Consider the following 18,401-nt stretch of genomic DNA (forward strand, 5'->3'; position numbering starts at 1 on the left):
TCAGATGCGCTTTACGATCAAGCTCAAACTGCTACTAACGTTTGCTGTCGTCATCGCCATGCTTCTTGGCACGGCCGTCTACAGCATCACGACCCTCGGCCAAGTCAACGACAATTGGTCCGATACGCTATCGGGTCCGGCCGAACGTCTGCGGCTCGCCCAGAATCTCGATATTACCGTCCTGCAGCAGTTGCGGCAGCAAAAGAACATGCTGTCATCCGCATCGGTCAACGAAACCAAGGACTATATCGCAAAGAGCGACGCTGCGCGTACGGAGTTCGATGCCGACCTTGCAAAGATCCTGGCCAATACCACAGCTCAGGACATGGCATTCTGGACTGAGATCAAGAATCTATCCGCCAATTGGCGCAATGCGGACGACCGCATCCGCGCGATGATGCTTGCCGGAGACACCACCGGCGCGCTGCATATTTCAACGACGGACGCCCGTGATGTAAGCACCAAAATCGACAATGTGCTTGCACAGGTCTTCGATTCCGAACGGGCGAGACTGAAGCAGGCGGATCAGGATGCCGCCAACGACTATGCGAATGCGCGCATGATCCTGATCATCATCGCCTCCACGGCATCGATCCTCGCATTTCTTTCGGCAATCTGGATCATCCTCTCGATCAACAAGGGTATCAGCCGTGCGGTCAAGACCGTCCAGACCGTCGCCGACGGAGATCTGACCGAATTCGCCGCAATCACCACCAGGGACGAGATCGGCGAGCTTTTGGGCCACGTCAACTCGATGATCGAGCGGCTGCGCGGTGTTGTTGCCGACGCGCTCTCGGCCTCGGACAATGTCTCATCCGGCAGTCAGCAGCTGTCGGCAGGCTCCGAGCAGCTGTCGCAGGGTGCCACCGAACAGGCCTCCTCCGCCGAGGAAGCCTCCGCCTCGATGGAGGAGATGGCGGCCAACATCAAGCAGAATGCAGACAACGCCGCCCAGACCGAAAAGATCGCCCGACAGTCCGCCAAGGATGCCGAGATCAGCGGCCAGGCCGTCGACCGCGCCGTCAACGCCATGCGCACCATTGCCGAGAAGATCTCCATCGTACAGGAAATCGCCCGCCAGACCGACCTGCTGGCTCTCAACGCCGCCGTCGAAGCGGCACGCGCCGGCGAGCATGGCCGCGGCTTTGCCGTCGTCGCCTCTGAAGTCCGCAAGCTCGCCGAACGCAGCCAGGCCGCTGCCGCCGAAATCTCCAGCCTCTCCGGCGAGACCGTGACGGTCGCGACCGAGGCCGGCGACATGCTCTCGCGCCTCGTGCCCGATATCCGCAAGACCGCCGAACTGGTGGCTGAAATCTCGGCTGCCTGCCGCGAGCAGGATATCGGCGCCTCGCAGATCAACGAGGCGATCCAGCAGCTCGACAAGGTGACACAGCAGAATGCCGGCGCTTCCGAAGAAATGTCGGCAACGTCCGAAGAGCTCGCCGCCCAGGCCGAGGAGCTGCAGGCCTCCATCGCCTTCTTCAAGGTCGACCAGGCCAATGCCCGCAAGGCCCAGGCTGCACATGCCCCGATCCACCACACCACCAGCCCGGTGAAGTCCCGTCCGGTCGCCAAAGCTCCGGCGAGAGCCCCTGCCGCGCGCACTGACAACAGCGTCGCCGCCCAGCAAGCTCGTCTCAAGGGTTTTACCCTCGATATGTCCATGGGCGGACCGGATGCGGACGACATTGATTTTCGCCAGAGCGCCTAAGCGCTTGCTCTGACATCAACAAACGCCGGCGCCGAGAGGCGCCGGACCAAAGGCCGGCAAATGCTATCGCCGGCCTCAAGAACCGGTTCCGGTTCGCGGAAGGGTGAATGTATCGGTCTTCGCGCATCAAGACGGCTCCCCGTCTGACTTTTCAATCATCCAACCCTCCATCTCCAGGAGCTTTTCAGAGATGCGCTTTACTATCAAACTCAAGTTGGCAATCGCCTTCGGCTTCCTGATCCTCTTGTCGACCGGCATGTCCGTCCTCGCGATCTCGAGCCTGTCTTCCCTCAATTCGGCCATTACCGACATCGTTCAGGGGCCGGCCAACAACCTCCGCAATTCCGGCGATCTCTCCAGCGCCGTGCTGGATGCGATCCGCAATGAAAAGAACGCTATCCTCAATACCGATCCTCAGGCGATCGGTGGTTACATCGACGCCGTTCACGAAAAGGAGGTCACGATCGAGCAGCTCGTCCAGAAGCTGGCGCAGGACCCGGCGATTTCCGACAAGGTTGCCGAGTTTTCCAAGCAGTATCCGGCCTGGAAGCAGATCGACGATCAGATCCTGAAGCTTGCAGTCGAAAATACCGACGAGAGCAACCGCAAGGCTGGTGCCCTCTCCATGGGCGAGGGACGCAAGGCGAGCGACCTGCTTCAGGATGCCCTCGAGACCGTCAACAAGGCGATCCTTGAAGACCTGCACCAGACGGATCTTTCGACCAACGACCAGTATGCGTCCGCGCGCAACCTCTTGCTGACGTCGCTTGGCATCATGTTCGTGATCTCCACAGCCGTTGCCATCTGGATCGCACTCGGCATCAATCGCGGCCTGAAGAAGATCCAGGCCGTTGCCGAAGGTGTCGCTATCGGCGACCTCAATCAGAACATCGAGATCAAGACCAATGACGAGATCAAGGATCTCGTCAACACCATCAACGTCATGACCGGCAACCTGCGCAACACCGCAACGATCGCCGACCAGATCGCCAATGGCGACCTGACGGTGAAGCCGAAGCCGATGTCGGAAAAGGACACGCTTGGCATGTCGTTGCAGTCGATGGTCGAGCGGCTGCGCGGTGTTGTTGCCGACGCGCTCTCGGCCTCGGACAATGTCTCATCCGGCAGTCAGCAGCTGTCGGCAGGCTCCGAGCAGCTGTCGCAGGGCGCGACCGAACAGGCCTCCTCCGCCGAAGAGGCCTCCGCCTCGATGGAGGAGATGGCGGCCAACATCAAGCAGAATGCCGACAACGCCGCCCAGACCGAAAAGATCGCCCGTCAGTCCGCCAAGGATGCCGAGATCAGCGGCCAGGCCGTCGACCGCGCCGTCAACGCCATGCGCACCATCGCCGAAAAGATTTCCATCGTTCAGGAGATCGCTCGCCAGACCGACCTGCTGGCCCTCAACGCCGCCGTCGAAGCGGCACGCGCCGGCGAGCATGGCCGCGGCTTTGCCGTCGTCGCCTCTGAAGTCCGCAAGCTGGCCGAGCGCAGCCAGGCCGCTGCCGCCGAGATCTCCAGCCTCTCGGGCGAGACCGTGACGGTCGCGACCGAGGCCGGCGACATGCTCTCGCGTCTGGTTCCGGATATCCGCAAGACCGCCGAGCTGGTCGCCGAGATCTCGGCTGCCTGCCGCGAGCAGGATATCGGCGCCTCGCAGATCAACGAGGCGATCCAGCAGCTCGACAAGGTGACGCAGCAGAATGCCGGCGCTTCCGAAGAAATGTCGGCAACGTCCGAGGAACTCGCCGCCCAGGCCGAAGAGCTGCAGGCCTCCATCGCCTTCTTCCGCGTCGATCAGGCCAATGCCCGCAAGGCCCAGGCCGTTCATGTTCCCATCCATCATGCCGCAAGCCCGGCCAAGGCCAAGCCAGCCGCCAAGGCGCCAGCAACGAGAGCCCCTGCGGCACGCACCGACAACAGCGTCGCCGCCCAGCAGGCCCGTGCCAAGGGCTTCACCCTCGACATGTCCATGGGCGGTCCCGACGCCGACGACAACGACTTCAGGGAGAGCGCATAAATGGCTGCGACCAGCACGGAAGCGCAATATGTAACGTTCGGCCTCGGCGATGAATGCTTCGCCGTGCCCGTCACGGTGGTCCGGGAGATCCTGGACCATCAGGATGCCTTTCGCATTCCGCACGGGCCGGATTATCTCCTCGGCCTGCGCGACGTGCGTGGTCAGGGCGTACCGGTCATTGACCTCCGTTTGCGCTTGGGCATGTCGGCCACCACGAAGACGCCGCACACGCGCATCCTCGTGATCGACATCCCGATCACGGACAAGATCCTGACGCTCGGGCTCGTCGCCGATCGCGTCTTCGAGGTCACCTCCTTCAAGCAGGAAGCGATCGAAAGCGCGCCCGATATCGGGGTGCGCTGGCCATCCGAATACATTGCCGGCGTCGTGCGCCGCGATGGCGGGTTCGTTGTCATCATCGATCTCGCAAAGCTCTTCTCGTCGACCGACAAGGTGTCGCTGATGGGCGTGGGGACGGGCCAGAGAGCCTCCGAATTGGCCGATGTTTGAGTGGGGCGTAAAGTGGCGTTGCAGGATGTAAGAGACTACGGAGACAATGGGCTGAGCCGGCGGAATTTCGACCAGCTCGCCCGCTACATCTACGACTATAGCGGCATCAAGATGCCTCCAGGCAAGCGCACGATGCTGGAGGGACGATTGCGCCGCCGGCTGCGGGCGACCGGAATCGGCGACCTCGACGATTATTGCGATTATCTGTTCAAACGCGGCGGTATCGACCGCGAAGCGATCCATCTGATCGACGCCGTGACGACGAACAAGACGGACTTTTTTCGCGAGCCGAAGCATTTCGAGCATCTCGAAACCTCCGCCCTCCCCGAGCTTCAGGCGGCAGGGCATAGCCGCCTCAGGATCTGGAGTGCCGCCTGCTCTGTCGGTGCGGAGCCCTACACGATCGCCATGGTGCTCGAGGATTATCGCGAGGCCCACGGCGCCCCCGAATACAGCATACTGGCGACCGACCTTTCGACCGATGTTCTTCGCGCGGCGCGCAGGGGTGTCTATCCGACCGGGATGATCGATCCGGTCGACCGGCAGCGGCGTCTTCGCTATGTGATGGAGGCGCGCGACCCGGAGCGAGGCGAAGTTCGCATTCATCCCAGGCTGCGCTCAAGGATCGGCTTCGGCCGCCTCAATCTCATGGATCGCGCCTATGAGATCGGCGACAAGGTTCACATCGTCTTCTGCCGCAACGTCTTGATCTACTTCGACAAGCCGACGCAGGAAAAAGTGCTCTCCAGGCTTTGTGAAAAGCTGGTGACGGGCGGCTTCCTCTATGTCGGCCATTCCGAGACGATCAGCGGGTTGAACCTGCCGGTCAAGCAGGTCGCCAACACCGTGTTCAGGAAGGTCTGACCCGCATGGCCAAGAAGATCCGCGTGCTCATCGTCGACGATTCAGCCAGCGTCCGGCAGGTCATGACGCAGGTGCTGTCGGCCGATCCGGAGATTGAGGTCATGGGTGCCGCCTCGGACCCCTTCATGGCGGCGAAGAAGATCCAGGAAGAAATCCCCGACGTCATCACGCTCGACGTCGAAATGCCGCGCATGGATGGCATCACCTTCCTGCGCAAGCTGATGACACAGCGGCCGATCCCTGTCGTCATGTGTTCCTCGCTCACAGAAGCCGGTTCAGAAACCCTGATGCAGGCACTGGAGGCTGGGGCCGTCGATATTATCCTCAAACCGAAGATCGCGGCCGCCGACCATCTGGCGGAAACGGCTGACATGATCCGCGAAGCGGTCAAGGGTGCCGCCGCGGCGCGGCTCGGCAGCGCTCGCCGCCGGATCGTCACCCCAGCCGAGCCAACCGCCAAGCTGACGGCCGATGCCGTTCTGCCACCACCGAGCGGCAGGGCCATGGCCAAGACGACGGAGATGATCGTCTGTGTGGGAGCATCGACCGGCGGCACGGAGGCCCTGCGTGAAATGCTCGTGGCGCTTCCCGCCAACACGCCCGGCATGGTCATCGTGCAGCACATGCCGGAGAAATTCACCGCCGCCTTCGCCAAGCGCCTGAACAGTCTTTGCGAGGTGGAAGTCAAGGAAGCCGAACATGGCGATGCGGTCCTGCGCGGCCACGTGCTGATCGCCCCCGGCGGCAAGCACATGCTGCTCGAACGCCAGGGCGCGCGCTATGTCGTGGCGATCAAGGATGGTCCCCTCGTCTCCAGACACCGCCCTTCCGTCGACGTACTCTTCCGCTCGGCAGCACGCTCGGCAGCAGGAAACGCCATGGGCGTCATCATGACCGGCATGGGTGACGACGGCGCCCGCGGCATGAAGGAAATGCACGATGCCGGTGCCTTCACCATAGCCCAGGATGAGGAAACCTCCGTCGTCTTCGGCATGCCGAAGGAAGCGATCGCGCATGGCGGCGTCGACAGAACCGTCGGGCTCGGCCAGATCGCTCGCGAAATCCTGGCGGCGGATAAACGGCATTGATGGTGTTGCCAGCTATCTCTTCGGCTGTTCCTATCTGGACCTATAGCGATCGGCAGAAGGAATCTTGCAGAATACCCGCCTTCTAGCAACGCATGCGTTTATTTGCACTCAGTGAAAAACACGATAAGGTTTATTATTTACTGGACAGAATATCTTTGTGCGGCGACGCTCTGTTTGTAACAAACAGAGGGGAATCCAATGAAGACCAAAGTAATAATTCTTTCCACCTTAGCCGGCCTAGCCGGATGCAATACATTACCCCGCATGCCCGACGCTCAGCCCGAAAGTATAAACAAGCTCGCTGACATTGTTGAGTGCGAGATCCTGACCGTTTTTAAAGAGAACAAGAACCATGGCGGCTTTGACTTCTCAAATTGGACATCGACTTATGCGATCACTCAAAATGTAACAGCAAACGACGACGCCAATGTCGATCCGTTGAAATGGATAGCACCGGCAGGCGTCGACAAGCTTCTGTACTCTGCAAATGCCAGCGCTTCCCGTGAAGCCTATCGAAACGGCAAGGTCGAATATAGCGTCTTCGTGCTTGAGAAACGTTCAAAGGCGTGCGCGAGAAAAGACACCTACAAGGATATTTACGTCGACGTAAAAGACTTCAGATTGCGTGATTGGGTGTCTCAAGTTTCGCATCATACCGAGCGCCAAATGAATAGCTTCAGCTATTCCGTGAGAGTGACTGTCACCACGGGCGCGGGTCTGGGCGCTGACTTCGCCGATGGGAAATGGATCGCGACTGGCGGCATATCCCATGCCAGAACGACCATCGAGACGATTGACTTCACCTTTTCGGAGCTACCGAAAACACCAAAGCCAACAAAGGTCATCGTGGTCGCCCCCATTCCGGAAAGCCACGCCCTGCCGCCGGGAAAAGAGCTTCAGGGCACCTCTCCTTATATTCTTAAATCGCCGAATATTCTAAATCTGCCATCAAAGAACGATGCCGGTAAGTTGACCCCCACCGGGCCGAGACGGGTTCCGGAGTCAGCAGTTGATCGCAATCGCGGCATCATGCAGCTGCAGCAACTTGATCGGATTACACCGGATTTCTTGAATAACTGATCCTTCGTTCATTCCGACATGGAGGGCTCGCGTTTTGCGAGCCTTCTTCCATAGCCAGGCTATGTGGCGCGGCAGTTCGGTGATCAACTGCAGAATCTAGCAAATCGCCTAACCGGAAAAATACGGCCGAAGCGACACCTCGAAGCGCTTGCAGCCGCTTGATCCGGTAGGAGGAGTTGATGGATTGGGCCCATCCAAAAGGGTTTGTTAACCATAAATGCGTAACGATTCTCGCCAAGCCATGACAGCTGCTCGCCTACCCCATTGCGTTGTCCATCCGATCAGCCCAGGAAGCTCCCATGGCCGTTTTGACCTTTGCCAACACCAAGGGCGGCGCCGGCAAGACCACCGCCGTCGTCATCGTTGCCTGCGAGCTTGCCCGCATGGGCTTTTCGGTCGCCATTCTCGATGCCGATCCTCAGCTGTGGATTTCCAAATGGCATGAGCGGCTGGGCCAGAAGGCGCCCCCTTTCCTATCGGTCGTGCCCTACGTCACTGCGGCCAATCTCGGCCAGCATGCACGCAAGCTTCGCAGCGAAGTCGATTTCCTTCTGATCGACCTGCCCGGCGCCCGCAGCCCGCTGCTGGCGCAGGCGCTCGGATACTCGAACTACGTGCTCATTCCCGTCCAAGGCTCGGCTATGGATGCGGAAGGCGCCACCAACGTCATCGAACTGCTGCAATATCTGGAGGATCGGGCCGATATCCGCATCCCGCATTCGGTGGTCTTGACTCGTGTCAATCCGATGGTGACCACGCGGGCGCTGCAATCGGTAAAAGAGCTGCTCTCCAGCCGCCGCGTCCATGTGATGTCCACGCCGATCATCGAGCGCGCCGCCTATCGCGAAGTCTTCGGTTACGGCCAGACCCTTTATTCGATCGACCCAGAAACCGTCAGCAATCTCGACAAGGCACAGCAGAACGCCCAGACGCTGGCTCAAGAAGTTCTGCGCCGTATTCTGCCCTATAGCGGCCGTACTGCCGAGCGAACGAAAGCCGACGGCTTCAAGCTCTCGGGCTGACGATCTCCATCTGCCCGCGCGACCGCTGCGTTGGTCATAAAATTTACGTGAGAAAAGATTTTTCATTGACGGGTAAAGTCCGCCTACCTAGGCTCCCAATCGGCGGAGAATTTCCAAGGGTCCGCCAATGGGGAGGACATCTTGGGACAGAAGCTTGCAGGCAAGGTCGCGCTCGTCACAGGCGCAAGCTCGGGCATCGGGCGAGCAACCGCATTGGCTCTCAGCGAGGAAGGCGTGAAGCTGGCGCTCGTCGGCCGCTCCGCTGAACGGCTGGAAGCCGTCGCCGCAAAGGCAGGCGGCAACGCACTGGTGCTGCCGGCGGATCTCACGGAGCCGGATGCCGTCAAGATGGTCGTGGATGCTACAATCGAGCACTTCGGTCGCATCGACATTCTCCTGCCCAATGCCGGCCTTTATATTCCCGGCGACGTCGCCGAAGGCGATCCTGACGCCTGGGACGAGCTTATCGCGATCAACGTCAATTCGGTCTTTCGGCTAGCGCGTGCCGTGCTGCCGGGCATGATCGCCAAGGGTAGCGGCCAGATCGTGGTCACGTCCTCGGTGGCCGGGCACCAGGCCATCCATTGGGAGCCGATCTATTCGGCTTCCAAGCACGCGATCCAGGCTTTCGTCCACGGGCTGCGGCGGCAGACGATGAAGCACAATATCCGCGTTGGCTCGGTCGCGCCCGGTGTCGTGCTCAACGAACTCTGGGGCTATACCGATCCGGCCGCCATCGATGCCAAGATCGAGGCACGCGAGGGCCTGCGGTCGGAAGATGTGGCCGATGCAGTGCTCTTCATGCTGACGCGACCAGCCAACGTCACCATTCGCGATCTCGTGATCCTGCCGCAGACCCAGGATATCTGAGCCTTGCCCGACTTCGACTATATCATTGTCGGTGGCGGTGCGGCGGGCTGTGTGCTCGCCAATCGCTTGAGCGAGGATTCCGCCAGGCGCGTCTGCCTGGTCGAGGCGGGCATGGATCGCAACGCACGGAAAGCCATCGTGCGCATTCCGCTCGCCATGGTGACCTTCATGGCCCCGGCGCTCGCCTTTCTCGGTGGCCCGAAATTCATGTCCTGGTTCGAAACCGAACCCGAGCCCGGCCTGCAAGGCCGCTCCATCGCTTTGCCTCGCGGCAGAGGCACGGGCGGCTCGACGAATGTCAACGGCCAGATCTTCATTCGCGGCCAGCGGGAGGATTTCGACCATTGGCGCGACCTCGGCAATCCCGGCTGGGGTTACAACGACCTGCTGCCCTACTTCCGCAAGCTCGAGCGTTTCGAAATCCTGTCCGAGCCGGGCTCCGCGCGGCACATCCGTTTCGGCGACACGCCGCTCGACCGGCAGATCGACCCGGCCTATCACGGCACGAGCGGACCGCTGAACATCGCGCCGCTGCGCAGCGTCAACCCGATGGCGGAAGTGTTCCTGGAGGCTGCGCAGCGGGCCGGCCATCCCCTCAACGCCGATTTCAACGGCGCGCGACAGAACGGCGTCGGCCTTTATACCTTTACGCAGAGGAACGGCGAACGCGTCACCGCCGAAGGCGCCTATCTCGACCCGGTACGGCATCGGCCGAACCTCACCGTGATGAGCGAGACCGAGGTTACGCGCATCCTGTTCGAGGGTCGAGAGGCAACCGGCATTGCCTTCCGACGGAATGGAGAGAATGGCAGGCTCGACGCACGCGAGGTCATCCTCTCGGCCGGCTCCTTCGCGTCGCCGCATCTGCTGATGCTATCGGGCATCGGCAATGCCAGGGAGCTTGCGCGCCACGACATTCCGGTGGTCGCGGATCTGCCAGGGGTCGGCGAAAATCTGCAGGATCACCTCGACGTCACCATCGAATATCGGGCGAAATCCATCGCTCCCTATGGCGTCTCGTGGCGCGCCTTGCCGCACAATATCGGTCATGTGTTCAACTGGATCTTCAACAAGCGCGGGCTGTTTTCCTCGACCACGGGCGAAGGCGGCGGCTTCATCTCGACCGATCCTGAAAGCGAACGGCCTGATATCCAGCTCTTCTTCTGCACCGGTCGGGCCAATACGCAGGCGGCCTCGGGCTTCACCGGCCATGGTTTCCTGATGCATGTCTGCCAGCTGCGGCCAGGCAGCATCGGCCGTGTCGCCCTGAAGAGCGCCGATCCAGGCGACAAACCCTCGATCCTTTATAACTTCTTTCGCGGCGACAGCACGATGGACGTGTTGCGCAAGGGCATCCGGCTTGCACGTAAGATTACCGCACAGACGCCGTTTGCACCGCATCTCGATGCCGAAATCGATCCGGGTCCGGACACCGACAGCGATGGCGCGCTCGACGCCTTCATTCGCGAGCGGGTTAGCACGCTGTTTCATCCGGTCGGCACCTGTGCCATGGGGCGCGGTGAGCGCTCGGTCGTCGATCCCGCGACAATGCGTGTGCATGGCGTTAAGGGTCTGCGTGTCGTCGATGCATCGATCATGCCGAGCATCGTCTCGGCCAACACGGTCGCAGCAACTTATTGCCTGGCGGAGAAGGCGGCCGATCTGATCCGCGCCGAGGACAAGACCGGCGCCATGGCCTAAGTGTGTGCCACGTCCTCATCGAACGGCATCGGGAGCAAGCCAGTTATCAAAGCGCCGTGCCTTGACACCGGCGGCATAGCCGCAAACATGGCGCAGCTCGTATTTGCCGATCGACTCAAACAGGTGGTCCTGAAAGATGCGCGTCTCCCTGCTGCTCCCGCTATTCATCTTCCTCGTTCCTTTCTCTGCCGCCGCTGCCGGAACGCCATGTTCGGACCTCATAGAGGGCAGCGCCGTCATCCAGCACAGGGACGGCTTTACCATTTCCGACCTGCACGACGGCTGCGCCGTTACGAACGGTCTTTTCAAATCCGGCAGCAGAATGGGATGGACCTTCGATCGCGCCGAATTCAAGGGAGACGGCCTGGTTGACTTCGTCAAGGCGATCGCAGCCAAGCCTGACCATTTGCCCACCTGGGGCCGTTTCTCGGTCGAGGGTGTGCGTTTCACGCCGATGCTCGACAATGCGATGGCCAATTACATCACGACAGTCCAACAATGGCCGATGGACATGTCCGGCGCTTTCCGTTTCGATCCGAAAGACGGCTATCTGGACATTCAGGAGCTCCAGCTCACCAATCTGCGCCTTGGCGAGGCCTCGGTCTCTGCCGAGCTGAACCTGCCCAAAAATGCCGGCACGTCGGCTCTCACGCAGGAAGGATCGGTTAGCCTCGCTCATCTGCGCTTCCGGCTCGACAATATGGGATTGCTCGAGGGCATGGCTATGCCATCGCTTGCGGCTTTCCTCCAGCAGCTGACGGGTTCGGATGATCCCGCGCAAGGGATTAGTCAGTTGCGGGATACGTCGGTAACGGCGCTACAGGCCTTACCTGACAATCGGATCGACGCGGAGTCGAAGAAGGCGCTGCTGCGTTTCGTCCAGGATCTGCCGCATCCGACAGGCTTCTTCACGCTTGACCTCGCCTTTGATAAACCGCTGCCGATCGGCACTCTCGGCCTCGACGCTGCGCAACTCGCACAAACCGCCCTGGCAAGCGCGAAGATTTCCGTCAGCTACAGAGCGCGTTGACACTGGTCATCCGGCCTTGCTCAGACGGATTTCACCTCGCCACCATCCATGCGCAGGGCTGATCCGGTCATCCAGCGGGCTCCCGGCGAGACCAGGAAAGCCATCAGTTCGGCGATCTCTTCGGGCTCGCCATAGCGGGCGATACCGGCTTCCTCCGGGAATTTGGCTGTGGCGTCGTCGACGGTCATGCCGTGCAACGGCGCCCAATGTTCGAGATAGGATCGCCGCCGCCCGGTCATGACAGGGCCGGGCAAAACGCTGTTGACCTGAACACCGTCGGCAATGCCGCGATCGGAGAAGGCCTTCGCCAGGGCAATGATTGCAGCATTTATCGTGCCGACGGCCGCATAGGGCGCCTTCGGAAAGATTGCCGAATTGCCCGACATCAACACGACGGATCCTCGGCTCTTCTTCAATGCCGGCCAGGCAGCGATGGTCAGCCGACGCGCACCATGCAGTTTCAGCGCCAGGCCATCATCCCATTGCTGATCCGTCATGTCGAAGAGGTCGATCTGGGGCACCGCGCCGGCAATGTTGAGAAGCGCATCGATCCGCGCGAAAGCGGCAAGCGTCTCATCGACAACGCTTTGGGCAGCCGTCGGTTCGGCAAGATCGGCGCCTATGACAAGCACTCTGCTGCCGGCCGCCTCGGCGGCCTTGGCCGTATCCTCCAGCTTGTCCCTGTTGCGGGCAACAAGAACCAATCCGCTAAAATTCCGTGCGAGACGGATGGCGGTTGCCCGCCCAATTCCCTGGCTCGCACCGGTGATGATGGCTACAGTGTCGGACATGGTGTTCCTCCTGAAATCGAAAACAGGCGAGCGCCCTGCCACGCCGGTTCCTCGCCGGTGCGGCAGGGCTTGACCTCAGCCCAGGAAAGAGCGGATTTCGGCTGCGATCTCGGCCGCATGCGTCTCGAGTGCGAAGTGGCCGGTGTCGAGAAGCTTGACGATCGCTTCGGGAATATCCCGGCGATAAGCCTCAGCGCCTGGCGGCACGAAGAAGGGATCGTGCTTGCCCCAGACCGCCAGCAGGCGCGGCTTGTGCGTGCGGAAGTAATTCTGGAAGGTCGGATAGAGCGCGACGTTGCTCTTGTAATCGCCGAAGAGATCGAGCTGGATTTTCTCCGAACCAGGGCGCGCCAGATAGAAGCTATCGAGCGAATAGCCGTCCGGAGAGACCTTCGAGGCATCGGGAACACCGTGGGTATATTGCCAAACCGTTGCCTCCGGCGTGAACGCCGCCTTCAGCGCATTCCGGTTTTCCTCCGAAGGTTCGCGCCAATAAGCCTGGATCGGGCTCCACTCGTCGCCCAGACCCTCTTCATAGGCATTGCCGTTTTGCGAGATGATCGCCGTGATCCGCTCGGGATGCTTCACCGCCAGCCGGAAGCCCGTCGGCGCGCCGTAGTCGAAGACATAGACGGCATAGCGATCGAAGCCGACGATTTCGGTGAAGCGGTCGATCGTCTCAGCAATGCTGTCGAACGTGTTGCTGCCCTTCGGGGCATCGGATTGACCGAACCCTGGGAGATCCGGCGCGACGATGTGGTAGCGATCGGCGAGCAGTGGGATGAGATCGCGATACATGTGGCTGGAACTCGGGAAGCCGTGCAGCAACAGGAGTTTGGCGGCGCCGGGCGAACCTGCCTCGCGATAGAAGACCTTGACGCCTTCGACATTGACGGTGCGATAGCTGATATCAGTCATGATAAGGTCCTTTCATAACCTTGCTGATTGTATTTATAGAGTTACATGTTGAGAATTCAGATCGCGGCGGCGGCATCTCTTATGATGTCGACGATGGCAGCCGGCGACGTAACCATCGGCATGTGATCGGCCGGGATCGAGCGTTGTTCCGCCTTCATGCGCGTCGCCATGTAGCGCTGGTTGTCGACCCGGATCATCCGGTCCTCCTCGGCGATCAGATACCAGGCGGGACGATCCTTCCAGAGCGGACGGCCGACCGGAACAGTGATAGACGCTGGCGAGATCGGCCGCTGCGAGGCCGCCAGAACTGCCAGCGCATCGGCCTTCGCGTTCTGGGCAAAGGCGGTGGGGAACGCGTCGGGCGGAAGATAGATCAGCCCGTGGCTGTCGGGCTCCAGTTTCGGCGCCTGCGGATGCGGTTCGCCGCGATAAAAGACATCCGCGACCGTCTCACCTTCATCCGGGGCAAGCGCCGCGACATAGACCAGCGCTTTGACCTTTTCGCTGCGAACGGCGGCAATCACGGCACCGGCATAGGCGTGACCGACCAGAACGACCGGTCCCGTCTTCCGTTCCAAGGCCCGTTCGAGGGCGGCGACATCATCGGCAAATGACGTCAACGGCAGCGGCGCAGCCGTTACCGAAAAGCCCTCGGCCGCCAACGGTGCGATCACCTTTGCCCAGCCCGACCCATCCGCCCAGGCGCCATGGACAAGAACAACATCTGCATTCTGCGACGACATCAGCTTTCTCCCTGTGGCTTGATTTAGTAACCTGTCAAATTGCGTTTATAGGGTTACTCTTGGTGTGCGTAACTTGTCAAGAGGTCTTTGATAGGTTATATCTCGATCATGTTTTCGAATGGCCGTTCAACATCCTTGTCGGCGGCCGGAAAGGAAGTAGTCCATGGACAACCACTCGCCCGCCATCTTCGTTGGCGATGCGCTGGGGCTGGATTTCCTCAATTCGGTCGCAACGCCTGTGGATGTGCCGATCGACTGGATCGAGGATGGTGAAGGTTTTCTGCGCTGGCTGGAACAGGCGGGCCTCGTGCCTCGGGAGACGCTCGCTGCCATGCGCGAACGGGCACTGCCCGGCGAACTCGACAAGGTCGCCGATCAGGCAAGAAGCCTGCGCGAATGGTTCAGGGCCTTCGTAAATTCCCGCAAGGGAAAGCCGCTGACATCGGATGCCTTGAACGATCTGGAGCCACTGAATCGCCTGCTGGAACGCGACGAAGGTTTTAATCGGATTGTCGCAAGGCAATCCGACGACGAAGAAGAGCTCGGCTTTCAGCCGATGCGGAAATGGCGTTCGCCGGAATCGCTGTTATTGCCGATCGGCGAAGCGCTGGGGCGTTTTGTCTGCACGGAGGATTTCTCTGACGTAAAAGCCTGCGAAGGCCACGCATGCACCTTGCTCTTCGTCGATCACACGCGCGGCCACCGCAGACGCTGGTGCAGCATGGCGATGTGCGGCAATCGCGCCAAACAGGCGGCCCATCGGCACCGGCTCAAGCAGAGCTGACGCTTGCCACACAAGAAGATGGAGGTTTTGCGGAGGAATCGTGAACTCAGCCGGAGCTAAGCGCAGCTCGCTCCGGCCTGATCATCGTTGAAGTCGGGCCGACAGGCACCCTCTCGGCTTAGGCCGGATCTTCGCGATGCAGGTCATGAATGGCGACGGCATCGTCGCTGAAGGGCGGCAGCAGCCATTCGGTATGACGCAGCGTGCGCTTGGTGTCTTCCAGACCCATGTCCCAATGCTCGCGCATGGAGGTGCCGGAGAACTCGTAGTCCTTGGCATGGCCTTCGTAATTCTTGTGCTGATAGATCAGATGCACGATGTTGACGACACCGGCATCGGAATAATCGGCGATCAGCTCTTCCTCTTCGGGAGTCAACTGTTCCTTCGGAACACGCTTCAGCGCGCTCAGGAGCTTCATTTTCAGCCCGTGGATGCGCTTGAAATTGTCGGTGTTCTGCCGCGTGCGGCTCGAATACATGATGTCCTTGTGGCGCGACAGCACGTCGGGCATGCTGCGCGGCAGGACGCCGCGGGCGCTGAACAGATCCACCTGGAACACCAGCGAGCTGCGGTCCTCTTCCTGATCGAGCAGATATTGCAGCGGCGTGTTGGAGACGATGCCGCCGTCCCAATAATATTCGCCTTCAATACGGATGGACGGCAAGGCAGGCGGCAAGGCGCCGCTTGCCATGATGTGCTCGGGACCGATGCGGATATTGTCAGTGTCGAAATAGACGAAGTTGCCGGTGCGCACATTGACCGCACCGACGCTGAAACGCTTCTTGCCGTCGTTCAGCACGTCGAAGTCGATCAGCATTTCCAGCGTCTTCTTCAACTCCGAAGAATCGTAGAAGCTGGTCGCGCCTTCCGCACCCGGCAGTTCGAACCAGGGATTGGGAAAGCGCGGCTTGAAGAAGCCGGGCTGACCCATCGTCATCGTCATCCACGAACTCGTGCGGTTACGGATATCGCGGAAAAAATCGCCTTCCGGCGTGTAGGCCCAGATCTTGCGACCGGAGATGATCTGCCAGAACTGCTCAAGACGCTGCAGGCGACGGCTCGGCTCATTGCCGGCGATGATCGCGGCGTTGACCGCACCGATTGAAACGCCCGAAAGCCAGGTGGGCTCACAGCCGGCGTCGGCTAACGCCTGGTAGACACCGGCCTGATAGGCGCCGAGCGCCCCGCCACCCTGAAACACCAGAGCGACGCGATCATATTGCGCGGCTATTTCAGAAATGGTCGGGGCTGCGGCCTTGGGGTTTCGTTCAAGCACGGTCCGTCTCCAGCATGAAATGAAAGTAATTAAGGTAATTTGCGATTATCTGCGTTCGGCGAGGTAGTCGTGCACGACTTCGCCGAGGCCGAGCGTCAGATCGGCAGTGAAATGAACGGCGGAAACGACCTCGAGAACGGGCAACCGCGCGACATCGGCCATGACATGCGGCCTGAGATCAAGGGCGGCTGGCGAGGTCCAGGCTTCCTTGATGGTGATGTCGGTCAGGTAGTAGCGCACCAGTTCGCAGATGCGCGGGGTAGCGTCGACATGCGGCACGATCTTGATTAGGAAATTCGGCTCCGAGAGAGCGGACAGAAGCGGCCCTTGATCGACCGGCTTGTGCTTGTAGCCCATCGTCCCAGTGGCGCAGAGAACGCTGCCGTAATGCAGCGTGCCGACGATGACCTCGCCCTCATTGACGATCTTCGGGCTGGCAAGCTTCTTCGGAAAGCCCCAGATCTCGCGGCCGCCAGTGATCGGCGCATCGTCGTCGAGATACATGGAGTGGACGTAGCCGCCCTTCTGCCCGCGATAGGTGACCGGGATGACCTGTCCGGTCTCGGTGTAATCGCCGAAGCCGGTGGAATCGGGCATGCGGATGAACTCGTATTTCACCAGCGGCTCATCGATTTCGAGCGGCGCGGGCACGACGGCCTCAAGCGCTTCGCGCGACGTGCGGTAGGTGATGATGATGTATTCTCGATCGAAGAACCTGTAGGGTCCGGGGGGATAGGAGGGATTGGTGAGCGGCATTGCATAGGCATGCTTGAGAATGTCTTCGACCTTCATCGTATTGTCCGTCGCTAGAGAAAATCGCCGGGCGCCGGAGCGGAAATTTGCACGGTTGCATGACAGTGAAGTGTCAGGTGCCGAAAGGTTGCGGCCGGAACCCGAATTGCCACTGTAATCAAAGCGACATATCAGGCTGGCAGTGTGCGCCCAGCTTGAGCATTTCCCTTTACTCAACCATGTCATAGCGATTGCGGGAGTAGCATAATGGGTTCCTTGACTTCGAAGAATGCGCTGGTCACCGGTTCGACGAGCGGTATCGGGCTTGCGATTGCTCGCGCCTTTGCCGCCGAGGGCGCCAATGTGACGATCAACGGCCTCGGCGATGCCGATGCGATCGAGAAGGAACGCGCAGCGATCGAAGCCGATTTCGGCGTGAAGTGCCGCTACTCCGGCGCCAACATGATGAATGGCGAGGAAGTGACATCCATGGTCCGCGAAGCCGAAGAAGCCTTTGGCAGCCTCGATATCCTCGTTAACAATGCCGGCATCCAGTTCGTTGCGCCGATCGAGGAATTCCCCGACGACAAATGGGAAGCGATCATCCGCATCAACCTGCTTGCCGCCTTCTACGCGATCAAGGCCGCCATTCCGGGCATGAAGGCGCGCAAGTGGGGCCGCATCATCAACACGTCCTCGGCGCATGCGCTCGTCGCCTCGCCCTTCAAGTCGGCCTATGTTTCCGCCAAGCACGGCATTACCGGCCTCACCAAGACGATCGCTCTCGAAGCCGCACAGAACGGCGTGACGGTCAACTCCATCGCGCCCGGCTATGTCTGGACGCCGCTCGTCGAGAAGCAGATCCCCGAGACCATGAAGGCACGCAACATGACGGAAGAGCAGGTCAAGCATGACGTGCTTTTGGCCGCCCAGCCGACAAAGGAATTCGTGACCGTCGACGAAGTGGCCGCCATTGCCGTCTTCCTTTGCGGCGACGCCGCCAAGCAGATTACCGGCACGACGCTTTCCGTCGACGGCGGCTGGACCGCCGAATAATGCCGAAGCCACAGCCGGCACATGCGTGAGCATCGTGCCGGCTCTCTGCGGCCGCTAGAGCCGGATGATTTTAGGTCTGTTCGACCTAAAATCTGAATCCGCTCTAGCATCAAAGAAGTAGAGCGTGATGTCGTCCGAAAACCGCCGACACTTTTCGGCATCACGCTCTAAGCTGCAGCATCAACATGAAAACAGAGCAGGAGGC

At 60.5% G+C, this 18,401-nt stretch carries 17 protein-coding genes; 12 read left to right on the plus strand and 5 right to left on the minus strand.

Annotation, left to right across the window (positions count from 1 at the left end):
* The first annotated feature begins 4 nt into the window (after positions 1-4).
* From GA0061100_RS11165 to GA0061100_RS11210, 10 genes are all read left to right on the plus strand, one after another.
* Positions 5-1,711, plus strand: a complete 1,707-nt coding sequence (locus GA0061100_RS11165; protein ID WP_075852775.1) for a methyl-accepting chemotaxis protein — start codon at positions 5-7, stop codon at positions 1,709-1,711.
* 190 nt (positions 1,712-1,901) lie between these two features.
* Positions 1,902-3,731, plus strand: a complete 1,830-nt coding sequence (locus GA0061100_RS11170; RefSeq protein ID WP_075852776.1) for a methyl-accepting chemotaxis protein — start codon at positions 1,902-1,904, stop codon at positions 3,729-3,731.
* On the plus strand, positions 3,732-4,241 hold the full coding sequence (locus GA0061100_RS11175) for a chemotaxis protein CheW (RefSeq protein WP_075852777.1): 510 nt from the start codon (positions 3,732-3,734) through the stop codon (positions 4,239-4,241).
* Between the two features lie 12 nt (positions 4,242-4,253).
* A complete protein-coding gene (locus GA0061100_RS11180; RefSeq protein WP_075852778.1) occupies positions 4,254-5,105 on the plus strand; it encodes a CheR family methyltransferase in 852 nt (283 codons plus the stop codon).
* Between the two features lie 5 nt (positions 5,106-5,110).
* Positions 5,111-6,193, plus strand: coding sequence for a protein-glutamate methylesterase/protein-glutamine glutaminase (locus tag GA0061100_RS11185; RefSeq protein WP_075852779.1), 1,083 nt, complete (start codon positions 5,111-5,113; stop codon positions 6,191-6,193).
* Between the two features lie 198 nt (positions 6,194-6,391).
* Positions 6,392-7,273: a hypothetical protein gene (locus tag GA0061100_RS11190; RefSeq protein ID WP_075852780.1), complete on the plus strand. Its 882-nt coding sequence runs from the start codon at positions 6,392-6,394 to the stop codon at positions 7,271-7,273.
* A 299-nt stretch (positions 7,274-7,572) separates the two neighbouring features.
* Positions 7,573-8,295, plus strand: a complete 723-nt coding sequence (locus GA0061100_RS11195; RefSeq protein WP_075852781.1) for a ParA family protein — start codon at positions 7,573-7,575, stop codon at positions 8,293-8,295.
* A 141-nt stretch (positions 8,296-8,436) separates the two neighbouring features.
* Entirely contained in the window at positions 8,437-9,165 is a 729-nt protein-coding gene (locus GA0061100_RS11200; RefSeq protein WP_075852782.1) for an SDR family oxidoreductase, read from the plus strand.
* Positions 9,166-9,168: 3 nt separating this feature from the next.
* Positions 9,169-10,866 (plus strand): GMC family oxidoreductase, encoded by a 1,698-nt coding sequence (locus GA0061100_RS11205; RefSeq protein WP_075852783.1) that lies wholly within the window; start codon positions 9,169-9,171, stop codon positions 10,864-10,866.
* 136 nt (positions 10,867-11,002) lie between these two features.
* The gene (locus GA0061100_RS11210) at positions 11,003-11,896 is read left to right on the plus strand and encodes a hypothetical protein (RefSeq protein WP_075852784.1); all 894 of its coding nucleotides are present in this window, start codon (positions 11,003-11,005) and stop codon (positions 11,894-11,896) included.
* A gap of 20 nt (positions 11,897-11,916) precedes the next feature.
* On the opposite strand, the gene GA0061100_RS11215 is transcribed toward GA0061100_RS11210, so the two are convergent.
* From GA0061100_RS11215 to GA0061100_RS11225, 3 genes are all read right to left on the minus strand, one after another.
* Positions 11,917-12,687 carry an SDR family oxidoreductase gene (locus GA0061100_RS11215; protein WP_075852785.1) on the minus strand — a complete coding sequence of 257 codons (771 nt, stop codon included), beginning with the start codon at positions 12,685-12,687 and terminating at the stop codon, positions 11,917-11,919.
* Positions 12,688-12,762: 75 nt separating this feature from the next.
* The gene (locus GA0061100_RS11220; RefSeq protein ID WP_075852786.1) at positions 12,763-13,605 is read right to left on the minus strand and encodes an alpha/beta fold hydrolase; all 843 of its coding nucleotides are present in this window, start codon (positions 13,603-13,605) and stop codon (positions 12,763-12,765) included.
* A 56-nt stretch (positions 13,606-13,661) separates the two neighbouring features.
* Positions 13,662-14,348, minus strand: coding sequence for an alpha/beta fold hydrolase (locus GA0061100_RS11225; RefSeq protein WP_075852787.1), 687 nt, complete (start codon positions 14,346-14,348; stop codon positions 13,662-13,664).
* 163 nt (positions 14,349-14,511) lie between these two features.
* On the opposite strand from GA0061100_RS11225, the gene GA0061100_RS11230 reads away from it, so the two are divergent.
* Entirely contained in the window at positions 14,512-15,132 is a 621-nt protein-coding gene (locus GA0061100_RS11230; protein WP_075852788.1) for a CGNR zinc finger domain-containing protein, read from the plus strand.
* 118 nt (positions 15,133-15,250) lie between these two features.
* Here the strand turns inward: GA0061100_RS11230 and GA0061100_RS11235 are convergent, their stop codons facing one another.
* Positions 15,251-16,408: a patatin-like phospholipase family protein gene (locus GA0061100_RS11235; protein WP_075852789.1), complete on the minus strand. Its 1,158-nt coding sequence runs from the start codon at positions 16,406-16,408 to the stop codon at positions 15,251-15,253.
* A gap of 45 nt (positions 16,409-16,453) precedes the next feature.
* The gene (locus tag GA0061100_RS11240) at positions 16,454-17,200 is read right to left on the minus strand and encodes an acetoacetate decarboxylase (protein ID WP_075852790.1); all 747 of its coding nucleotides are present in this window, start codon (positions 17,198-17,200) and stop codon (positions 16,454-16,456) included.
* Between the two features lie 207 nt (positions 17,201-17,407).
* On the opposite strand from GA0061100_RS11240, the gene GA0061100_RS11245 reads away from it, so the two are divergent.
* A complete protein-coding gene (locus GA0061100_RS11245; RefSeq protein ID WP_015343521.1) occupies positions 17,408-18,196 on the plus strand; it encodes a 3-hydroxybutyrate dehydrogenase in 789 nt (262 codons plus the stop codon).
* Positions 18,197-18,401 lie beyond the last annotated feature (205 nt).

Source organism: Martinezella hainanensis (assembly GCF_900094555.1).
GTDB lineage: Bacteria > Pseudomonadota > Alphaproteobacteria > Rhizobiales > Rhizobiaceae > Rhizobium > Rhizobium hainanense.